General features: G+C 73.5%; 12 protein-coding genes and 1 other RNA gene. 2 read left to right on the top strand and 11 right to left on the bottom strand.

Features of this window, described 5'->3' with window-relative positions; translation table 11 throughout:
• Positions 1 to 60 precede the first annotated feature (60 nt).
• From ACFVGO_RS15615 to ftsE, 8 genes are all read right to left on the bottom strand, one after another.
• Positions 61 to 345 carry an HU family DNA-binding protein gene (locus ACFVGO_RS15615; RefSeq protein ID WP_030242980.1) on the bottom strand — a complete coding sequence of 95 codons (285 nt, stop codon included), beginning with the start codon at positions 343 to 345 and terminating at the stop codon, positions 61 to 63.
• A gap of 508 nt (positions 346 to 853) precedes the next feature.
• Entirely contained in the window at positions 854 to 2326 is a 1473-nt protein-coding gene (locus ACFVGO_RS15610; protein WP_359904241.1) for an NAD-dependent malic enzyme, read from the bottom strand.
• Positions 2327 to 2705: 379 nt separating this feature from the next.
• Positions 2706 to 5009, bottom strand: a complete 2304-nt coding sequence (locus tag ACFVGO_RS15605; RefSeq protein ID WP_359904244.1) for a UvrD-helicase domain-containing protein — start codon at positions 5007 to 5009, stop codon at positions 2706 to 2708.
• A 152-nt stretch (positions 5010 to 5161) separates the two neighbouring features.
• Positions 5162 to 5543, bottom strand: a transfer-messenger RNA (tmRNA) gene (ssrA, locus tag ACFVGO_RS15600).
• An 86-nt stretch (positions 5544 to 5629) separates the two neighbouring features.
• The gene (gene smpB / locus ACFVGO_RS15595) at positions 5630 to 6106 is read right to left on the bottom strand and encodes an SsrA-binding protein SmpB (protein WP_359904247.1); all 477 of its coding nucleotides are present in this window, start codon (positions 6104 to 6106) and stop codon (positions 5630 to 5632) included.
• 44 nt (positions 6107 to 6150) lie between these two features.
• Positions 6151 to 7287 (bottom strand): S41 family peptidase, encoded by a 1137-nt coding sequence (locus ACFVGO_RS15590; protein WP_359904249.1) that lies wholly within the window; start codon positions 7285 to 7287, stop codon positions 6151 to 6153.
• 112 nt (positions 7288 to 7399) lie between these two features.
• On the bottom strand, positions 7400 to 8311 hold the full coding sequence (gene ftsX, locus ACFVGO_RS15585; protein ID WP_359904252.1) for a permease-like cell division protein FtsX: 912 nt from the start codon (positions 8309 to 8311) through the stop codon (positions 7400 to 7402).
• 78 nt (positions 8312 to 8389) lie between these two features.
• Positions 8390 to 9079: a cell division ATP-binding protein FtsE gene (ftsE, locus tag ACFVGO_RS15580; RefSeq protein WP_030059730.1), complete on the bottom strand. Its 690-nt coding sequence runs from the start codon at positions 9077 to 9079 to the stop codon at positions 8390 to 8392.
• A 351-nt stretch (positions 9080 to 9430) separates the two neighbouring features.
• Between ftsE and ACFVGO_RS15575 the strand changes: the two genes are divergently transcribed.
• The gene (locus ACFVGO_RS15575) at positions 9431 to 9625 is read left to right on the top strand and encodes a hypothetical protein (protein ID WP_359904255.1); all 195 of its coding nucleotides are present in this window, start codon (positions 9431 to 9433) and stop codon (positions 9623 to 9625) included.
• A gap of 67 nt (positions 9626 to 9692) precedes the next feature.
• Here ACFVGO_RS15575 and prfB read toward each other — a convergent pair whose 3' ends face one another.
• From prfB to ACFVGO_RS15560, 3 genes are all read right to left on the bottom strand, one after another.
• Positions 9693 to 10805 (bottom strand): peptide chain release factor 2, encoded by a 1113-nt coding sequence (gene prfB / locus ACFVGO_RS15570; protein WP_359904258.1) that lies wholly within the window; start codon positions 10803 to 10805, stop codon positions 9693 to 9695.
• Positions 10806 to 10886: 81 nt separating this feature from the next.
• Positions 10887 to 12164, bottom strand: coding sequence for a serine/threonine-protein kinase (locus ACFVGO_RS15565; protein WP_359904260.1), 1278 nt, complete (start codon positions 12162 to 12164; stop codon positions 10887 to 10889).
• A 225-nt stretch (positions 12165 to 12389) separates the two neighbouring features.
• Positions 12390 to 14303 (bottom strand): protein kinase, encoded by a 1914-nt coding sequence (locus ACFVGO_RS15560; RefSeq protein WP_380632199.1) that lies wholly within the window; start codon positions 14301 to 14303, stop codon positions 12390 to 12392.
• 379 nt (positions 14304 to 14682) lie between these two features.
• Here ACFVGO_RS15560 and ACFVGO_RS15555 point away from each other — a divergent pair, with 379 nt between their 5' ends.
• The gene (locus ACFVGO_RS15555) at positions 14683 to 17535 is read left to right on the top strand and encodes an FtsK/SpoIIIE domain-containing protein (protein ID WP_380632197.1); all 2853 of its coding nucleotides are present in this window, start codon (positions 14683 to 14685) and stop codon (positions 17533 to 17535) included.
• Positions 17536 to 18040 lie beyond the last annotated feature (505 nt).

Below are 18040 nucleotides of genomic sequence, written 5' to 3'. Positions count from 1 at the left end.
ACGGCGAGAGGCCGGGCTCCCCAGCGGGGAGCCCGGCCTCTCGGGCGTTCAAGGGGTGGCTCAGGCAGCGCCCTTGGCGGCTTCCTTCAGCTTCGAGCCGGCGCTCACCTTGGCGCTGTAGCCCGCGGCGATCTGGATCGGCTCGCCGGTCTGCGGGTTGCGGGCGGTGCGGGCAGCGCGGTGGGTGCGCTCGAAGGTCAGGAAACCGGGGATGGTGACCTTCTCGTCGCCCTTGGCGACGACCTCGCCGACGATCTCGGCGAAGGCGGCCAGAACGGCGTCGGCGTCCTTGCGGGTCACCTCGGCGCGCTCGGACAGCGCGGCCACCAGCTCACTGCGGTTCATGTGTACTCCTGTGGTCTGTTCGCTTGCGGTGCGCGGGGGCCCATCGGTGCTCCCACCGGGGGGCACCCGGATGGGCCGCAGGTCCGCACACTGTGCTCATGCAGGCAATGCGTGGTCGCAGGCCGGGTCCGTACCCGATGCCGCGCGCCGGAGCCGTCGAAGGCCCACCCGCCCGCCTGGATACGAATCCTGCCCCGACCGGCCCCGAGAAAGCCAATCGGGCCCCGGGCGAGCCACCCGAACATCGCCCGCTCGCTGGAGGTGTGACGCTCCGTCGGCTCCGGCGGACCGGGCGCGGGCGGCGGTCGGGACGACACGCCGGAAGACCAGGGGGACGTTCCGTACTTGTCGGACACGCCTGCCCCGTGCAGGGCTACGGTACGCCCTAGGACTGACAAGCCCAAACACGCCCCTCGCCCTTGTGTCGCAAGGGTTCGGGGCGGGCTGGGCGGGTATGGCCCTTATTCGTACATTTGAGCGATCTGTGACACGTCGCCCGACCCGGTCGTCAGAGCTTGACGACGGGGAACGCGGCGGTGTCCAGGGTGCCGACGATGCCGGGGGTCGGACGGGCCGGCGCGGGGTCCTCCTGGGCCCCCGCCAGGGCCGCCTCGCGCACCGCGGAGGCGACGGTCTTGGCGACGTCCTTGTGGAACACGCTCGGGATGATGTAGTTCGCGTTCAGCTCGTCGTCCGCCACGGTGGTGGCCAGCGCCCGGGCGGCGGCGATCATCATCTCGGTGTTGACGGTGCGGCTCTGGGCGTCCAGCAGGCCGCGGAAGACGCCCGGGAAGACCAGCACGTTGTTGATCTGGTTCGGGAAGTCGCTTCGGCCGGTGGCGACCACGGCGGCGGTCTGCCGGGCGATGGCCGGGTCGACCTCCGGGTCCGGGTTGGCCAGCGCGAAGACGATCGAGTCCTCCGCCATGGTGGCCAGGTCGTCGCCGTCCAGGACGTTCGGGGCCGAGACGCCGATGAAGACGTCGGCGCCCGCCACGGCCTCCTTGAGGCTGCCGGTGCGGCCCGAGCGGTTGGTGTGCTCGGCGATCCAGCGCAGGTTCTCGTTGAGGTCCCCGCGGCCCAGGTGGACCACGCCGTGCACGTCCGCCACGGTGGCGTGCTCGACGCCGGCCGCCATCAGCAGCTTGAGGATCGCGGTGCCGGCGGCGCCGGCGCCCGACATCACCACCCGGATGTCGGCGATCCGCTTGCCGACCACCTTCAGCGCGTTGGTGAGGGCGGCCAGCACCACGATCGCGGTGCCGTGCTGGTCGTCGTGGAAGACCGGGATGTCCAGGGCCTCGCGCAGCCGGGCCTCGATCTCGAAGCAGCGCGGCGCGGAGATGTCCTCCAGGTTGATCCCGGCGAAGCCCGGGGCGATCGCCCTGACGATGGCGACGATCTCGTCGGTGTCCTGGGTGTCCAGGCAGATCGGCCAGGCGTCGATCCCGGCGAAGCGCTTGAACAGGGCCGCCTTGCCCTCCATGACCGGCAGCGCGGCCTCGGGGCCGATGTTGCCCAGGCCCAGCACCGCCGAGCCGTCGGTGACCACGGCGACGCTGTTGCGCTTGATGGTCAGGCGGCGCGCGTCCTCGGGGTTCTCCGCGATCGCCATGCAGACCCGGGCGACGCCGGGGGTGTAGATCATGCTGAGGTCGTCACGGTTGCGGATCGGCAGCTTCGAGGACATCTCGATCTTGCCGCCGAGGTGCATCAGGAAGGTGCGGTCCGAGACCTTGCCGATCGACACGCCGTCGATCGCGCGCAGCTTCTCGACGATCTCCTCGCCGTGCGCGACCGAGGAGGCCGCCACCGTGACGTCGATCCGCAGCGCCTCCAGGCCGGAGGCGGTGACGTCGAGACCGGTCACCGACCCGCCGGAGGACTCCACGGCCGTGGTGATCGCACTGACGGCGTTGCCCCGGGCCGGGACCTCCAGCCGTACCGTGATCGAGTTGGAGACACTGGGCACCGTCGCCATCGACGCTTCCTTCTTCCGTCTGTCCCGCAGGCTCAACATTTTGTTGAAGGCATCGCCCGCGCATGCTAGACCTCGATCGTCGCACCTTCCAAGGGGTAGCCAGAAATAACGTTCATTGAGTGTGCGGACCCGACAATCCCGCCCAATGGCCGCCGGTCCCCGCCGCTCACTCCTTGCCTCTCCCGGCCGATGCGTTACATTGGACGGGACACCGGCTCGATCCAAGCCCCCGGGCCCAACCTTCGTCCCTTCGAGGGACCACTTGCCGCGAGGCGAGCATGGCGGGTCGGTGTCGTAAACGTCTGAAGGCCCCTCACCGTCCGGTGAGGGGCCTTCTTCCGTCGGGTCCCGACGAGTGCCGTCGGGACCCGACGGGCCGTCAGCCGTGCAACAGCGCGGGCACGCCGTCCGCGTCCGGCAGGTCGTCCGGACCGGAGAGCACGGTCAGCCGCTGGGTCGCGCGGGTCAGCGCCACGTACAGCACCCGCAGCCCGGCCTCCGACTCGCCGGCGATGCCGGTCGGGTCGGCCACCACGGTCGCGTCGTACTCCAGGCCCTTGGCCTCCAGGCTGCCCAGCGCCACCACGCGCCCGCCCAGGCCCTCGGCCCAGCCGGCCGCCTCGTCCCGGCGGTCCATCGGCACCACGATCGCCACGGTGCCGTCCACCTCGGTCAGCAGCCGCTCCAGCTCGGCCCGGGCGGCCTCGCCGAAGGCCTCCGGCGAGGGGTCGGTGGTGGCCGCGAAGCGCGGCTCCACGCCGACGCGGCGCACCGCGCTCGGCGACGGGGTGCCCGGCGCGGCCAGCGCCAGCACCTTCGCCGCGACCTCGGCGATCTCGGCCGGGTTGCGGTAGTTCACGGTCAGCGTGAAGCGGCGGCGCGGCTTGCCGGAGAGCACGTCGTCCAGTGCGGCCTGGGCCTCCTGCGGGAACGGCCAGGAGGACTGCGCCGGGTCGCCGACGATCGTCCAGGTGGCCATCCGGGCCCGGCGGCCGATCATCCGCCACTGCATCGGGGTGAGGTCCTGCGCCTCGTCCACGATGATGTGCGCGTACTCCCTGCGCTCGACCGGCTGGCGGTCGCGCTGGCGGGTGGAGCGGTCGGCGAAGGTGGTGACCTCCTCCAGGCCGCTCAGCAGGTCCACCGCGTCCACCTCGCGGACCTTCGGGCGGGCCGGCTCGCCCAGCAGCACCTGGAGCTCGTCGATCAGCGCGACGTCGTGCGCGGACAGCGCGCCCGCGCCCTCCGCGGACAGGTGGCGCCAGGAGGCGGCCAGCAGCCTGGCCTCGTCCGGGGTGACGGCGCGGCGGGCGATCCGGTTGGTGTGCCGGTGCTGCCGCAGCGTGCCGAGCACCCGGCGCGGGCTCAGCGCCGGCCACCAGGCGTCCAGGAAGTCCAGGAACGACGCCTCGTCCGAGACGTACTCGTCGAAGGACTCCTTCTCCTCCTGGCGCTGCTCGCGGGCGTAGTGGTCGGCGGGCTTCGGCAGGTCCCTGGTGGCCTGCTGCCACAGGGCGTCCAGCAGCAGCCGGCGGGCCCGCGGGCGCAGCAGGTTCAGCGGGGTGCCGCCGGAGCCCACCACGTTGCCGCGCACGGCCTTCAGCCGGGAGGCGTCCAGCTTCAGCACCTCGCCGCGGGCGACGACCTTCAGCTCCTGCGGCGCGCCCAGCTCCAGCGCCGCGCGGGCGGCCCGGCGCAGCAGCTGCACCATCCGGCCCGAACCCTTGACCCGGGCCGCCTCGGGAGTGTCGTAGGTGCCGGCCTCGATGCCGTCCACCAGCGAGCCGACCGCCCGGATGGCGACCTGGCCCTCCTCGCCCAGCGCGGGCAGCACGCCCTCGGTGTAGGACACCAGCAGCGGGGTCGGCGAGACCACCAGGATGCCCCCGGCGTAGCGGCGGCGGTCCTGGTAGAGCAGGTAGGCGGCGCGGTGCAGGGCCACGGCGGTCTTGCCGGTGCCGGGGCCGCCGGTGACCAGGGTGGCGCCCGCGGCGGCGGCGCGGATCACCTCGTCCTGCTCCTTCTGGATGGAGGAGACGATGTCGCGCATCGAGTGGCTGCGGGCGCGGCCCAGCGAGGCCATCAGCGCACCGTCGCCGACCACGGCCAGCTCCTCGCCGTCCAGGGTCGGGGCGAGGTCCGGACGCAGCAGGTCGTCCTCGACGCCGATCACCTTGCGGCCCTTGGAGCGGATCACCCGGCGACGGATCACCCGGCCCGGTTCGACCGGGGTGGCGCGGTAGAAGGGGGCGGCGGCGGGCGCGCGCCAGTCGATCACCAGCGGTCCGTACTCGGCGTCCAGCACGCCCAGTCGGCCGATGTGGAGGGTCTCGGCGACGGCCGGGTCGGCCGGGTCGAGCGGGGTGTCCGACGGGATCCCGTGCTCCTCCGGGGCGTCCGCCCGCTGGAGGTCGATCCGGCCGAACAGGAAGTCCTCGAACTCGCTGTTCAGTCGGTGGAGGTGGGCGCCGGCCCGGTAGACCTGGGCGTCGCGTTCGGCGAGCGCGCCGGGGGTGCCGACCTGGACCCGCTTGGCGGCGTCCTCCAGGATGTACTCGGCCTCGGCGAGCTTCTCCTCCAACCGGTGGTAGACGGTGTCGAGGTGCTGCTGCTCACCGGCGATCTCGCGCGCGCGGACGGTCTCGTGGTCGGTGGCGGGGGTGGTGGGCGTGTTGCTCTGCATGGCCTCGGTGGTTGCGGCGGAATCCCGCTCCGGAAAACGAGCGGACGGATGATCCTACGCCGCCACCCCCGGGCCGCGCTGCTCCGGAACGTACAAAAATCGAAGGGCCGCCCTCCGCGGAGCGGAGGGCGGCCCTTCGAGTCAACATGGGGTGGTGGAGATGCCGGGAATCGAACCCGGGTCCAGTGGAGTTAATTCAGGGCTTCTCCGAGCGCAGTCCGCTGTGCTTTTCTCGGCCCTGGCGGTCACACGGACAAGCCGCCAACAGGCCCAGCTGCTGTTTGATTTCCCATCCACCCTCGCAGCCCGGGCGGACGGTTGAGTTCCCTAGATTATGCCAGGGTCCGGGTCGGGAACTCCCCGGTCTGACACCCAAGCGCTATCGGTGCTTATTAGGCAGCGAGAGCGAACTGCTGGGAATCGCGCTTAGAGTTGGCGATTATTTTTTTGCGACACGTGGTTAACGAGATCATTGCCGCGTTCCTCGGCTCGCTTCCCCTGTTTCAACATCCCCTGTCGAAACCGATCATCCCCATGTTTTGTTGAGAAACAGCTCGGACGGTGACCGTCCTTGTTGCTGGCGCCATACTACGCGAGGCGACCAGCGGGGGTCCAGCCGATTAACTCTGGCGCCGCCGGGCCGCCGCCACGGCGCGGGCCGTCTCGCGGGTGTCCTGCTTCTCGCGCAGGGTCTGCCGCTTGTCGTAGAGCTTCTTGCCGACCGCGAGGGCCAGTTCGAGCTTCACCCGGCCGTCCTTGAAGTACAGCGAGAGCGGGACCAGGGTGTGGCCCGCGTCGCGGACCTTGGTCTCGATCTTCTGGATCTCCATCCTGTGCAGCAGCAGCTTGCGCTTGCGCCGGGCCGCGTGGTTGGTCCACGTCCCCTGGGTGTACTCGGGGATGAAGACGTTGTCGATCCACGCCTCGTGGTTCTGGATGTACGCGTAGCCGTCGACCAGGTTGGCCCGCCCCTCGCGCAGCGACTTGACCTCGGTGCCGGTGAGCACCAGGCCGCACTCGTAGGTGTCGAGGATCGTGTACTCGTGTCGCGCCTTCTTGTTCTGCGCGATCAGCTTCTGTCCGGTTTCCTTTGCCATAACCCGGTCATTCTCGCACTTCGGGGCCGGATGGGGCAGCTGCTTTAGGCACGGGTGCCGAGCCCCGCGAGGACCCGCAGGGCGAGCTCGTCGGCCTCCTCGCCCGAACCGGCCGGGACGTCGGGCGTCAGGCCGGTACCGTCCGGGGAGCGTCCGGCCGGGGTGTAGTAGCGGCCGACGGTCAGCTCCAGCACGGCGCCGTCGGCGAGCCGGCTGGGCTGCTGGACGGTGCCCTTGCCGAAGGTCCGCGAGCCCACCACCACGGCGCGGCTGCGGTCCTGGAGGGCCCCGGCGAGCAGTTCGGCGGCGCTCATCGTGCCGCCGTCCACCAGCAGCACCAGCGGGGTGCGCTGGTCGCCGCCGGGCGGGGCGGTCAACTCCCTGGTCTCGCCGCGCTCCTGGTACGAGCCGACCGTTCCGCCGTCCAGGAAGATCCCGGCGGTGCCGGCCGCCTCGTCGACCAACCCGCCGGAGTTGCCGCGCAGATCGAGCACCACGCCGGTGTGCGGGGCGCGCAGCGCGGCGCGCACCTGGTCGGCCACGCCGCTGGTGAAGGCGCGCACGGTCACCCGCAGCACGCCCTTGCCCAGCTGCTCCGCGGTGACCTGCCGACTGTCCAGGAGCACGCGCCGCAGCCGCAGTTCGCGCTCCTCCGCCCCGCCGCGCCGGACCGCCAGGGTGACCTCGGAGCCGGCCCGGCGCTCCTCGCCCCGGCCGCGCAACCGCGCGACCACCTCGGTGACCGGCAGGTGGTCGGCCTGGTCCTGACCGATCCGCACGAGCCGGTCGCCGGGGGCGATCCCGGCCGCGGCGGCCGGGCCGCCGGGGGCGACCTGGGAGACCTCGGTGACGCCGTCCTGGCCGCGGCCGACCGAGAGGCCGACGCCCGGGTAGCGGCCGTCCAGGCCCTGGCTGAACTCCGCGTACTCCTGGGCGCTGTAGTACGCGCCCCAGCGGTCGCCGCCGGCCGCCAGCAGGTGCTCGGCCTGCTGCTCCGACAGGGTGGCGCCGGCCGGGTCCGCCGGTAGCCCGCCGGCGGCCCGGGCGGTGTCGGCGGAGGACCGGTGCGGCGGGTCGCCCGGGTCGCCCCAGGCGCCGGTGGCCGCGCCGGCCAGCAGCACGGCGCCGAACACCAGGCTGAGCACGGTCACCTGGCGGGCCCTGCGCGGAGTTTGCAGCATGGCACCGGAGTGTAGACACCGCCGCGCGCGGGACGAACCGCAACGGTGGACCGCGGAACGCCGACGGCCCCGTACGGCGCAGTGCCGTACGGGGCCGTCGGGCCTGCGGGAATCAGACCTTGAGGTACTTGCGCAGGGTGAAGAAGGCCGCGACGCCGGCCATGCCCATACCCACCACGATCAGCAGCGGTATCACCGCGAGCACCGAGCCGAGCCCGATGAAGTGGATGAACTGCACCCGGTCGGCCAGCCAGTTCTGGACGAAGAAGTGCCCGCCGATCAGCAGTCCGGAGGCCATCGCCGCGCCCAGCAGCGCCGAGAAGGCCGCCTCGGCGATGAAGGGCATCTGGACGTAGAAGTTCGAGGCACCGACCAGGCGCATGATCCCGGTTTCGCGCCGCCGGCTGTACGCCGACACCCGGACGGTGTTGACGATCAGCAGCAGGGCGACGAACAGCATCAGCACCATGATCACGAAGGCCGCCGTCTGGAGGCCGTTGAGCAGGCCGAACAGGTTCTCCAGGATCTTCCGCTGGTCCTCGACCGACTTGACGCCGGGCTTGCCGGCGAAGGCGCTCTGGATCACGTCGTACTTGGTCGGGTCGTTGAGCTTGACCCGCCAGGACTGCGGCATGGCGTCCGGACCCAGGACGGAGATGAGCGGGTTGTCCGGGTTCATCTCCTTCCAGTGCTTGTACGCCTCGGGCGAGCTCTCGTAGGTGGACGACTGGACCACCGAGGTCATCTTGTCCAGCTGGTCCTTGATGTCCTGGACCTGCTGGTCGGTGGCCGCGCCCTTGTCGCACTGGGGCGAGTTGCGGGCGTCCGCCTTCGTGCAGAAGTAGATGCTCACCTCGACCTTGTCGTACCAGTACCCCTTCATGGAGTTCACCTGGTCGCGGACCAGGAGCGAGGAACCGGCGAGGGCGAGGGAGAGCGCGACGCTGACCACGACCGCGATGGTCATGGTCAGGTTGCGTCGGAGACCCACACCGATCTCCGACAGGACGAACTGGGCACGCATGCGGGATACAACTCCAGGGTCGGTACTGCTCTGGTCTGGCGGGTCGGGCCGGCGGCCCCACGGGTCAGCGCTGGTCGGTCAGTGCTGGTATCCGTAGACGCCGCGGGCCTGGTCGCGGACGAGCAGCCCCTTGTCGAGTTCGATGACGCGCTTGCGCATCTGGTCGACGATGGCCTGGTCGTGGGTGGCCATCAGCACCGTGGTGCCGGTGCGGTTGATGCGGTCGAGCAGCTTCATGATGCCGACCGAGTTCTGCGGGTCGAGGTTGCCGGTGGGCTCATCGGCGATGAGCAGCATCGGACGGTTCACGAAGGCGCGGGCGATGGCCACGCGCTGCTGCTCACCACCGGACAGCTCGCCCGGCATGCGGTCCTCCTTGCCGCCGAGGCCGACCAGCTCCAGCACCTCGGGCACCACCTTGTTGATGGCGCTCTTGGGCTTGCCGATCACCTCCAGGGCGAAGGCGACGTTCTGCGCGACCGTCTTGTTCGGCAGCAGGCGGAAGTCCTGGAAGACGGTGCCCAGCTGGCGGCGCATGTGCGGCACCTTCCAGTTGGACAGCTTGCCGAGGTCCTTGCCCAGTACGTGCACCGCGCCCGTGCTGGGACGCTCCTCGCGCAGGCACAGGCGCAGGAAGGTGGACTTTCCCGAGCCGGACGAGCCGACCAGGAAGACGAACTCACCCTTCTCGATCTCCAGCGAGACGTTGTCCAGGGCGGGACGGTTCTGCTTGGGATAGGTCTTGGAGACGTTGTCGAATCTGATCACGGCTGCATCACGGAGGCCATCCTAGGCGGCGCCAGTCCTCGGTCGATCCGCCCCGGAGGCCCGGTCCATGGGCGGGCGAAAGGAGCGCGGTGGGCTGCTCCCGGTCTGGGACCATACGCGAATCGGCGACCGGCCCGCAGGGGCCGCCCGTGACAACGGCCGGACTCTGCGGGAGAATGTCCGCTTATGCCCCGAATATTGCGAGGCATCTCACAGCCCGGAAGCCGGAACTGCCGGAACCTGGCAGAGTGGAGGTGGGCGACCGTGTCACGGCCGCTCCCCCGTACAGGGCAGTGCATGGAACCAAAGCCCCGTCCGGTGCGTTGGCTGTAGCAGCGAGGAGGAGATCGCATGACCTGCGACCATCTGGTGTGCGCCAACTGCAACGGCCGCGTCAGCGACGGGCGTTGCCCGGTGTGCCGGGCCAACCGGGCCCGGCTTCAGGAGCAGCAGAGCCCGTTCGCCGCGCTCTCCCCCGCGATGCTGCTGGCCCTGCTGGCCGGACTGCTCGCGGTGGCGCTGATCGCCCGGCAGGCACTGGCCTGACGACCCACGACGCGTACGACGAAGGGCCCCGACCGCTGCGGTCGGGGCCCTTCGTCGATGTCGGCCGTTACTCGGCGCTGGTCTCGCGCTGCTTGCGCCAGCGGATCCCGGCCTCGATGAAGCCGTCGATGTCGCCGTCCAGCACGGCCTGCGGGTTGCCGGCCTCGTACGCGGTGCGGACGTCCTTCACCATCTGGTACGGGTGCAGCACGTAGGAGCGCATCTGGTTGCCCCAGGAGCTGCCGCTGTCCTTGAGCGCGTCCATCGCCGCCTTCTCCTCCTGGCGGCGCCGCTCCAGCAGCTTGGCCTGGAGGACGTTCATCGCGGACGCCTTGTTCTGGATCTGCGAGCGCTCGTTCTGGCAGGAGACCACGATGCCGGTCGGGATGTGCGTGATGCGCACCGCCGAGTCGGTGGTGTTGACGCCCTGGCCACCGGGGCCGGAGGCACGGTAGACGTCCACCCGCAGCTCGCCCTCGTCGATGTCGACGTGGTCGGACTGCTCGACGACCGGGAGGACCTCGACGCCGGCGAAGGAGGTCTGCCGGCGGCCCTGGTTGTCGAACGGCGAGATCCGCACCAGGCGGTGGGTGCCCTGCTCGACCGAGAGGGTGCCGTAGGCGTACGGCGCCTTCACGGTGAAGGTCGCGGACTTGATGCCGGCCTCTTCGGCGTACGAGGTGTCGTACACCTCGGTGGGGTACCCGTGCCGCTCGGCCCAGCGCAGGTACATGCGCATGAGCTGCTCGGCGAAGTCGGCGGCGTCCACGCCACCGGCCTCGGCACGGATGTTGATCAGCGCCTCGCGGGCGTCGTACTCGCCGGACAGGAGGGTGCGGACCTCCAGCTCCTCGACGGCCTTCTGGAGGGAGACGAGCTCGGTCTCGGCCTCGGCGCGGGTGTCCGCGTCGTCCTCGGCCTCGGCGAGCTCGAACAGCACGCCCAGATCGTCGATGCGGCTGCGCAGGCCCTCGACCCGGCGCAGTTCGCCCTGGAGGAAGGAGAGCCGGCTGGTCACCTTCTGCGCGTTCGCGACGTCGTCCCACAGGGTGGGGGCGGCTGCCTCCTCCTCCAGGACCGCGATGTCGGCCCGGATCTTGTCCAGGTCGAGGACGGCCTCGATCGACCCCATGGTCGTATCGAGGTTCTTGAGCTCTTCGGAAGGATCGACGGCTGCCACGCCCCCAGGGTAATGGTTCCGGGAGTGGTCATGACGACACCCCCGGCTCCCCGGGGGTCACGGCCGCCGTCACGGCCGCCGTCACGGCCGCGCCGGCGGCTCCGGCTGCGGGGCCCGCGGGCCGGTGCCCGACACCGCCGGACGGGCCGGGTGGCCGCCGTCCGGGACGGTGGCCGCGAACGCCGTCCAGGCCGCGGCGGCGCCCGCCAGCAGCAGGACGGTGGCGATCAGGACGGCCAGCATCCGGCGGCGGCGCAGCAGGGCCTGGCGGTCCCGGCGGTGGCCCGGGGCGGCGCGCTGGGCGCGGGACTCCAGCGCGTAGGCGGCCAGCTCGTCGGCGGACGGGCGGCGCAGGCTGGTGTGGGTGTCCCGGGTGGAGTCCGGGGCGGCGCCCGGCACCAGCGGGACGGCCGGACCGCGGCGGCGCTTGTGGATGCCGGGGCCAGCGTCGATCTCGGCGTAGACGGCCTCGCCGGGGGTCAGCTGCTCCTCGACCGGGGCCCGGCCCTGGCCGGGCACGGCGAGCACCGGCAGGCCGGCCAGCGAGGGCAGCTGCTCGCGCAGCCGGGAGGCCAGCTCGGCGGCGCGCAGCCGGGAGGCGGGGGCCTTGGCCAGGCACTCGGAGATGATCCGCCACAGCCCGTCCGGCAGGCCGGGGATCGGCGGCACCTGCTCGGTGACGTGCCGGCGCAGCACCGCGCCGGTGTGGCCGCCGCCGAAGGGGGTGAAGCCGGCCAGCAGCTCGTACAGCACGGTGGCGAGGGCGTAGATGTCGACGGCGGCGCGCGGCTCCAGGCCCTCGATGATCTCGGGGGCGAGGTAGTCGGGGGTGCCGATGATCCGGGTGGCCCGGGTCCGGCGGGGGGCGTCGACCAGGCGGGCCACGCCGAAGTCGGTGAGCTTGGCGCGCGGGGCGCCGCCCGGGCCGGGGGCGGCGGCGAGGTCGAGCAGGACGTTCTCGGGCTTGACGTCGCGGTGGACGATGCCGGCCGCGTGCGCGGCGGCCAGGCCGTCGGCGACGTCGGCGATGATCGAGGCGGCGGTCTGCGGCGGCAGCGCGCCGTCCCGCTCCAGCCGGGAGCGCAGGTCGGTGCCCTGGACCAGCTCCATCACCAGGGCGAGGTCGCTGCCGTCCACCACCATGTCGCGCACGCCGACCACCCGGGGGTGGTCGAGGCTGGTCAGCGCGGTGCGCTCCTGGACGAAGCGGCCGACCAGCACCTGGTCGGCGGCGAGGTCCTCGCGCAGCAGCTTGACCGCCACCGGGCCGTCGGGCCCCTCACCGAGCCAGACCGTGCCGGCCGAACCCCGGCCGATCACCTGGTGGACGGTGTACCGGCTGCCGATCTTGCGTGCCAATGCTGCTCCGTGGGCGGCGCGGGAGCGCTCCGGGGGTCCGGCGCGCTCGGTGGGGCGGGACAACAGCGACCAACCTACGCGCCCGGAGGCCCTGCGCGGGCCGCCCGAGGGGCCCGGAGCGGGAGTCCCGGCCGAGAAATCTCGCGAATTGTCGACATAGCGTCAAAATTGCCGCCCGGGGCGGGCCGGGGCCCGGATCGGCTCCGGCCCCGGCCCGCGGCGGCGCTAGCTGCCGACGAGGCCGTTCACCCAGTCGCGCGCCGAGTCGAACCAGCCCACGACGTTGTCCCAGTACTGCGGCAGCGGCGTGAAGTTCCACAGCGCCAGCCCCGCCACGGCGAGCACCAGCAGCACCATCAGACAGCCCTTGAGGCAGCCGAGCCCCGGAATGTACATCCGGTTGCGGCTGCGCGGACGCGGCTCACGGGCCGGCGCGGGCTCGCGGCGGGCCGGTGCCGGCGGCTCCTCGCGGCGCTGCGGCGGGGCCTCCCGGTACTGCGGCGCGGGCGGCTCGGCCCGGCGCGCCACCGGGGCGGGCGCGGGCGGCGGCGGGTAGCCGCCCTGCGACTGCCCGTACCCGGACGGGGCCTGCCGGTAGCCACCGGGCGGCTGCGGACGGCCGCCCTGGCCGCCCTGGCCTCCTTGGCCCCGCTGGCCCCCCTGACCGCCCTGGCCGCCCCGGCCCGCCTGGTAGGGCGGCGGGGCCACCGGCGGACGCTGGGCGTAGCCGGGCGGGGGCGGGGACTGGCGGTAGCCGCCGGGCTGCTGCGGCCCGGCGGGGCCGCCCGGGGCGCCCTGGCCCGGCCGGTGCCCCTGGCCGGCGTGGCCCCCCTGGCCGGCCTGGTAGGGCGGCGGGGCGACCTGCGGCTCCGAGTGGCCCTCGTAGTCCTCCGGACCGAAGTAGCCGACCTGGGTCTGCTGGTTGCGGTCCCGCGCCGCGCGCAGCTGGGTCTGCCACGGGTGCGGCGCCTCCTCCTGCGGCGGCGCGACGGGCGGGGGCGGCGGCACCGCGACGGGCGGCATCACCCGGGTGCGGTCCGCGGCGCCCTGCGGGGGCGCCGGCGGCGGCTGGGTGCCCATCACCCGGGTCGCCGCGGCCGGGTCGAACGACCCGGCCGGGGTCGGCGGCAGCACCTGGGTGCGGTCCTCGGTGCCCGGGGCCACGGCGCCCGGCATCGTCGCCATCGGCGACATCGGCGCCATCGTGGTGGGGACCGCGGTCGGCTGCGGGTCCGGCAGCAGCAGGGCACCGACCGCCAGCGCCTCGTCCACCGCCGGCGGGGAGGCGTGCACCCCGACGCCGGCCGCGACCACCCGCAGCGCGTGGGCCAGCGAGGTGGCGCCGGGCCGCTGGGCCGGGTCCTTGCGCAGGCAGCGCTCGATCACCGTCCAGAGCGGCTCGGGCATCGTGCTGGGCCGCTGCGGCTCGTGGGCCAGGTGGGCCTGGAGCACGGCGAGCGCGCTGTCCCCCTGGAACGGCTGCCGGCCGGTGACCAGCTCGTACAGCATGATCCCGGCGCCGTACACGTCCACCGCGGAGGTCTGCGGGCGGCCCTCGGCGGACTCCGGCGCGACGTAGGCGGGCGTGCCGACGAACTCGTGGGTGCGGGTGACGCCCGGGGAGTCGGCGAGCCGGGCGATGCCGAAGTCGGTCAGCAGCGGGTGCATCCGCTCGGCGCCGTCCACCACGGTGGAGGCGAGCAGCACGTTGGCCGGCTTGAGGTCGCGGTGGACGATCCCGTCCGCGTGGCTGGCCGCCAGCGCGTCCGCGACCTGGGCCATCAGCAGGGCGCCGGCGATCGGGCTGAACGGGCCGTTGGCACGCAGGTAGCGGGCCAGGTCGGGGCCCTCCACCAGGTCCATCACCAGGGCCAGCAGCTCGCCCTCGACGACCAGGTCCCGGACCCGGACGATGTTGGGGTGGGTCAGCCGCAGCAGCAGCGAGCGCTCGCGCAGGAAGCGCATCACCACGTCGGGGTCGGCGGCCAGCTCCTCGCGCAGCACCTTGATCGCCACCCGCTGCCCGGGCGCACAGCCCGGCACCTGCGCGTCCTCGCGCACCACGCCGCGCCAGACGGTCCCGGTCGCACCCCGTCCGAGGGTCTCCTCCAGCAGATATTTGCTGCCGACTGGCCGCACCTGTCGCACTCCTCGCCGTGCCGCCCGCGCGGGGCGCTCCTCCGCCGGTGCGGTGAGCCTGCCGGGCCCGTGTCTGCGGCCACTCTAACGGTGCCGGTTCGGGTTTTCGGGGTGGCCGGTAGGCCATCCGTACGGTCTGGGGAAGGGTTGGGGGACATCCCCTAGGGAAGGTCCCGGGCACCCCGCGAGGAGGCGGTCGGCCCTGACTCCCCGTCGCCCCGTCACGGTGCCGATCGCAAGATCGTCAAATCCGGTACCGTGCGCGGACCGTCCTCGACGGATGGCAGGATGGACACTCGCCACTCGTGTGGCCCAACGGTGCCCACGGCACCGGGCAGCGGTACCAGGTTCACATCAGCAGAAGGGACCCGCGGGCGAGATGCAGATCCGGCTGACCGTCCTCCGACCGCGCAGCGGCCCGGCCGCCGCCGGCTCCGCCATCCCCTACGTGGACGTGCTGGTCACCGCGCCCGTCGGCACCGCACTCGGCGCCATCGCGGGTGCGCTCGCCGGCGCCGTGGGCGTGCGCGGGCCACGGGCCGCCACCCACGTGCACCTGTACGCCGGGGCGCACCGGGTCGACGAGCACACCCTGCTCGGCCACCCCCCGCTGCTCGACGGCGCCGTCCTCAGCCTGAACGAGCCCGACCCGACCGCCGACGACCCCGACGACGCCCCCGCCGCCGCCGAACTGCGCGTGGTCGGCGGCCCCGACGCCGGCGGCGTGCACCGGCTGCACGGCCGGGAGATCCGGGTCGGCCGCTCCGCCGAGGCCGACGTCCCGCTCGACGACCCGGACGTCTCCCGGCTCCACCTCTCCCTGCACCTCGCCGAGGACGGCCGGGTCTCCGCGCGCGACCTCGGCTCCACCAACGGCACCACGCTGGACGGCCGCCTCGTCCCGCCCGGACCGCCGGAGGCCGCCGTCCCGCTGGAGCCCGGCGCCGTGCTGCGGATCGGCGAATCCACCCTCCAGGTGACCGCCCCCGACCCGGCCGAGGCCGCCGGCACCACCCGCGCCGCCCTGCCGGACGGCAACGGCCACCTCCAGCTCGCCGCCCCCGGCCCGGCCCGGCCCGCGCCGCCCGTGGTCGAGCCGCCCACCGCCCCCGAACCGGCCCCCGGCCGCGGCCGCGGCCTGTTCTCCCTGCTGCCCGGCCGCACCGCCGAACCGCCCGGCCAGGAGAGCGCCGAACGCCACCACGCCGCGGTGCGGCTGCGCCAGACCGCCGCCCAGCGCGAACGCTGGCCCGACCTCGCCACCCTGCTGCTCAACGCCGTCGGCCCCGGCCCCCGCCTCTGGGAACGCGGCCCCGGCCACCCCGACGCGCTCACCCTGCGCCTGGGCACCGCCGACCGCCCCGGCGGCCCCGGCACCACACCCGGCACCACGCTGCCCGCCGTCCCGGTCACCCTCGACCTCCAGACCGCCGGCAGCCTCGGCCTCAGCGGCCCGCGCGAGCGCCTGGACGCGCTCACCCGCGCCGTCGTCGCCCAGCTCGCCGCGCTGCACCCGCCGACCGGGCTGAGCCTGGTCGTGGTCGACGCCGACCAGACCCGCACCGCCGAGGAGCGCGCCGACACCTGGGCCTGGGCCCTGTGGCTGCCCCACCTGCGCCCGGTCGACGGCCAGGACTGCCGACTGCTGATCGGCCTCGACGACGAACAGGCCACCGCCCGGCTGACCGAGCTCACCGCCCGGCTCAGCGGCCCCAGCGGCCTCGGCGGCCACCCCGCGACCGTGGTCGTGGTGGACGGCCGGCCGGCCACCGAAGCCGCCCGCCAGGCACTCGACCTGCTGCTGCGCCAGGGCCCGGCGGTCGGCATCTTCCCGATCTGCCTCGCCGAGCAGCCCGAACTGCTCCCCCGGGGCCTCGGCGCCACCGCCCTGATCACCGGCGAGGTCGGCACCCAGCTCTCGCTGAACCGCCCGGTCGCCCGCGGCCGGGAAGCCCTCCACGAGGTCTCGCTGGACGCCGTCTCGGACGCCTGGGCCGAACGGCTGGCCCGCGTCCTCGCCCCGCTGCGCGAGGCCGTCCCGGCCGCCCGCGGCCCGCTGCCCGACGTACTGCGGCTGCTCGACCTGCTCCAGCTCGACACCGTCACCCCGGCCAAGCTGTCCGCCCGCTGGGAGGCGCACGCCGGCGGCATCGGCGCCGCCACCGCCCTGCTCGGCACCACCCGCGACGAGCTCTGCACCCTCGACCTGGCCGACCCCGAACTCACCCTCCCCTCCCCCGACCCGGGCGGCCCGCACCTGCTGATCGGCGGCGCCCGCGGCTCCGGCAAGACCGAACTGCTGCGCACCCTGGTCGCCTCGCTCGCCGTCTCCGAACGGCCCGAGCGGCTGACCGTCACGATCATCGAGGGCCGGGCCACCCCGGACGGCCAGGACGGCCTCGACGGCTGCACCGACCTGCCGCACGTCACCGGCCGGGTGAACGCCGCCGCCGACCCGCGCGCCGCACTGCTCGCCGCCGAGGCACTGGAGGACGAACTCGCCCTGCGGGAGCGGCTGTTCGACGGGCTGGACTTCGCCTCCTGGCACGCCGCACGGATCCTCGATGAACAGGGCCTGGACGGGCGGGGCCCGGACGGGCGGGAGGCGCACGCGGAGCACCCCAGGGTCCCGGTACCCGCCGCCGTCGGCGGCGGCGCGGCCACCACACCCCGGATCATCCCGCCGCGCAGCGCGGAGGGCCCCCGCCCGACCGGACCCGCCGCCGCGCCCGCCCGGCTGGTAGTCGTCGTCGACGACTACGACGCACTGCTCTCCCCCACCTCCGCCGCCGGCCGCCCGCTCACCCGCGCGCTGGCCGCCGTCGCCCGCCGCGGCGGACCGCTCGGCGTGCACCTCGCCGTCGCCACCGGCCGCCCGGAGGAGAGCGCCGGCACCGAGGTGGACGAGGCCGCGCTGCTCCGGATCGCCCTGCGCACCGACGACCCGGCCGACTCCGACCTGCTGATCCACCTCGGCGACGCGGCGGCCCTGCCCGAGGACACCCCCGGCCGCGGCTACCTCCGCCTCCCGGACGGCGGCGTCACCGCCTTCCAGACCGCCCGGATCAGCGGCCGCATCCCGCGCACCGCCACCCTGCGGCCCACCGTCGTCGCCATAGACCCGCTCCAGCTCGGCGCCCCGCCGGCCCGCCGCCCGGTCCGCGAACTCGGCAACGGCCCCACCGACCTCGCCCTCCTCGCCAGCGCCCTCCAACGCGCCGCCGCCCGCTGAGGCTCCGGGCGCCCGCCCAGGCCACGAAAGCAACGGCGGCCCAAGCCCGTTGCCGCTTCGCCAACGCCGAAGCGGCAACGGGTGCGCGGGAAGTCGACCCCGCCGACTTCCCGCGCGAGGAGTCCAGAACCCCCACGCCCCCAACACAGGACGCCCCCACCTGGCATTTCCGCAAGGACGAAAGGTCCGGGCGGGACAAGCCGGAACAGCGGCAACAGGTCCGGTGGCCGATCCATGGAGTTGGGTGGGCCCGCGTCCTCCGACGCAGGCCCGCCCAAAGAAAAGCGAAAGAGAAGGAAGCACCCCACCCTCCCGCCCCTTCCAGAAACCCCAAAGGCAACGGCGGCCCCGGCCAGGTTTGGTCGGGGCCGCCGAAACCACAGCTGAGCCCATTCACGGCGACCCAGAGCCCGTTGGGGGGTCGGGAGGGGAAAAGAGGGGAAGGGGGGAGGAAGCGAAACCCCCCGCAAGAGGGCGGGGGGGGCGAACTCCCGCGAGTTCGGGA

The sequence above is a fragment of the Kitasatospora sp. NPDC057738 genome, assembly GCF_042798815.1.
Lineage (GTDB): Bacteria > Actinomycetota > Actinomycetes > Streptomycetales > Streptomycetaceae > Kitasatospora > Kitasatospora lactacystinica.
Note: the sequence above shows the minus strand (reverse complement) of the source record. Positions and strands in the feature narration are given on the sequence as shown.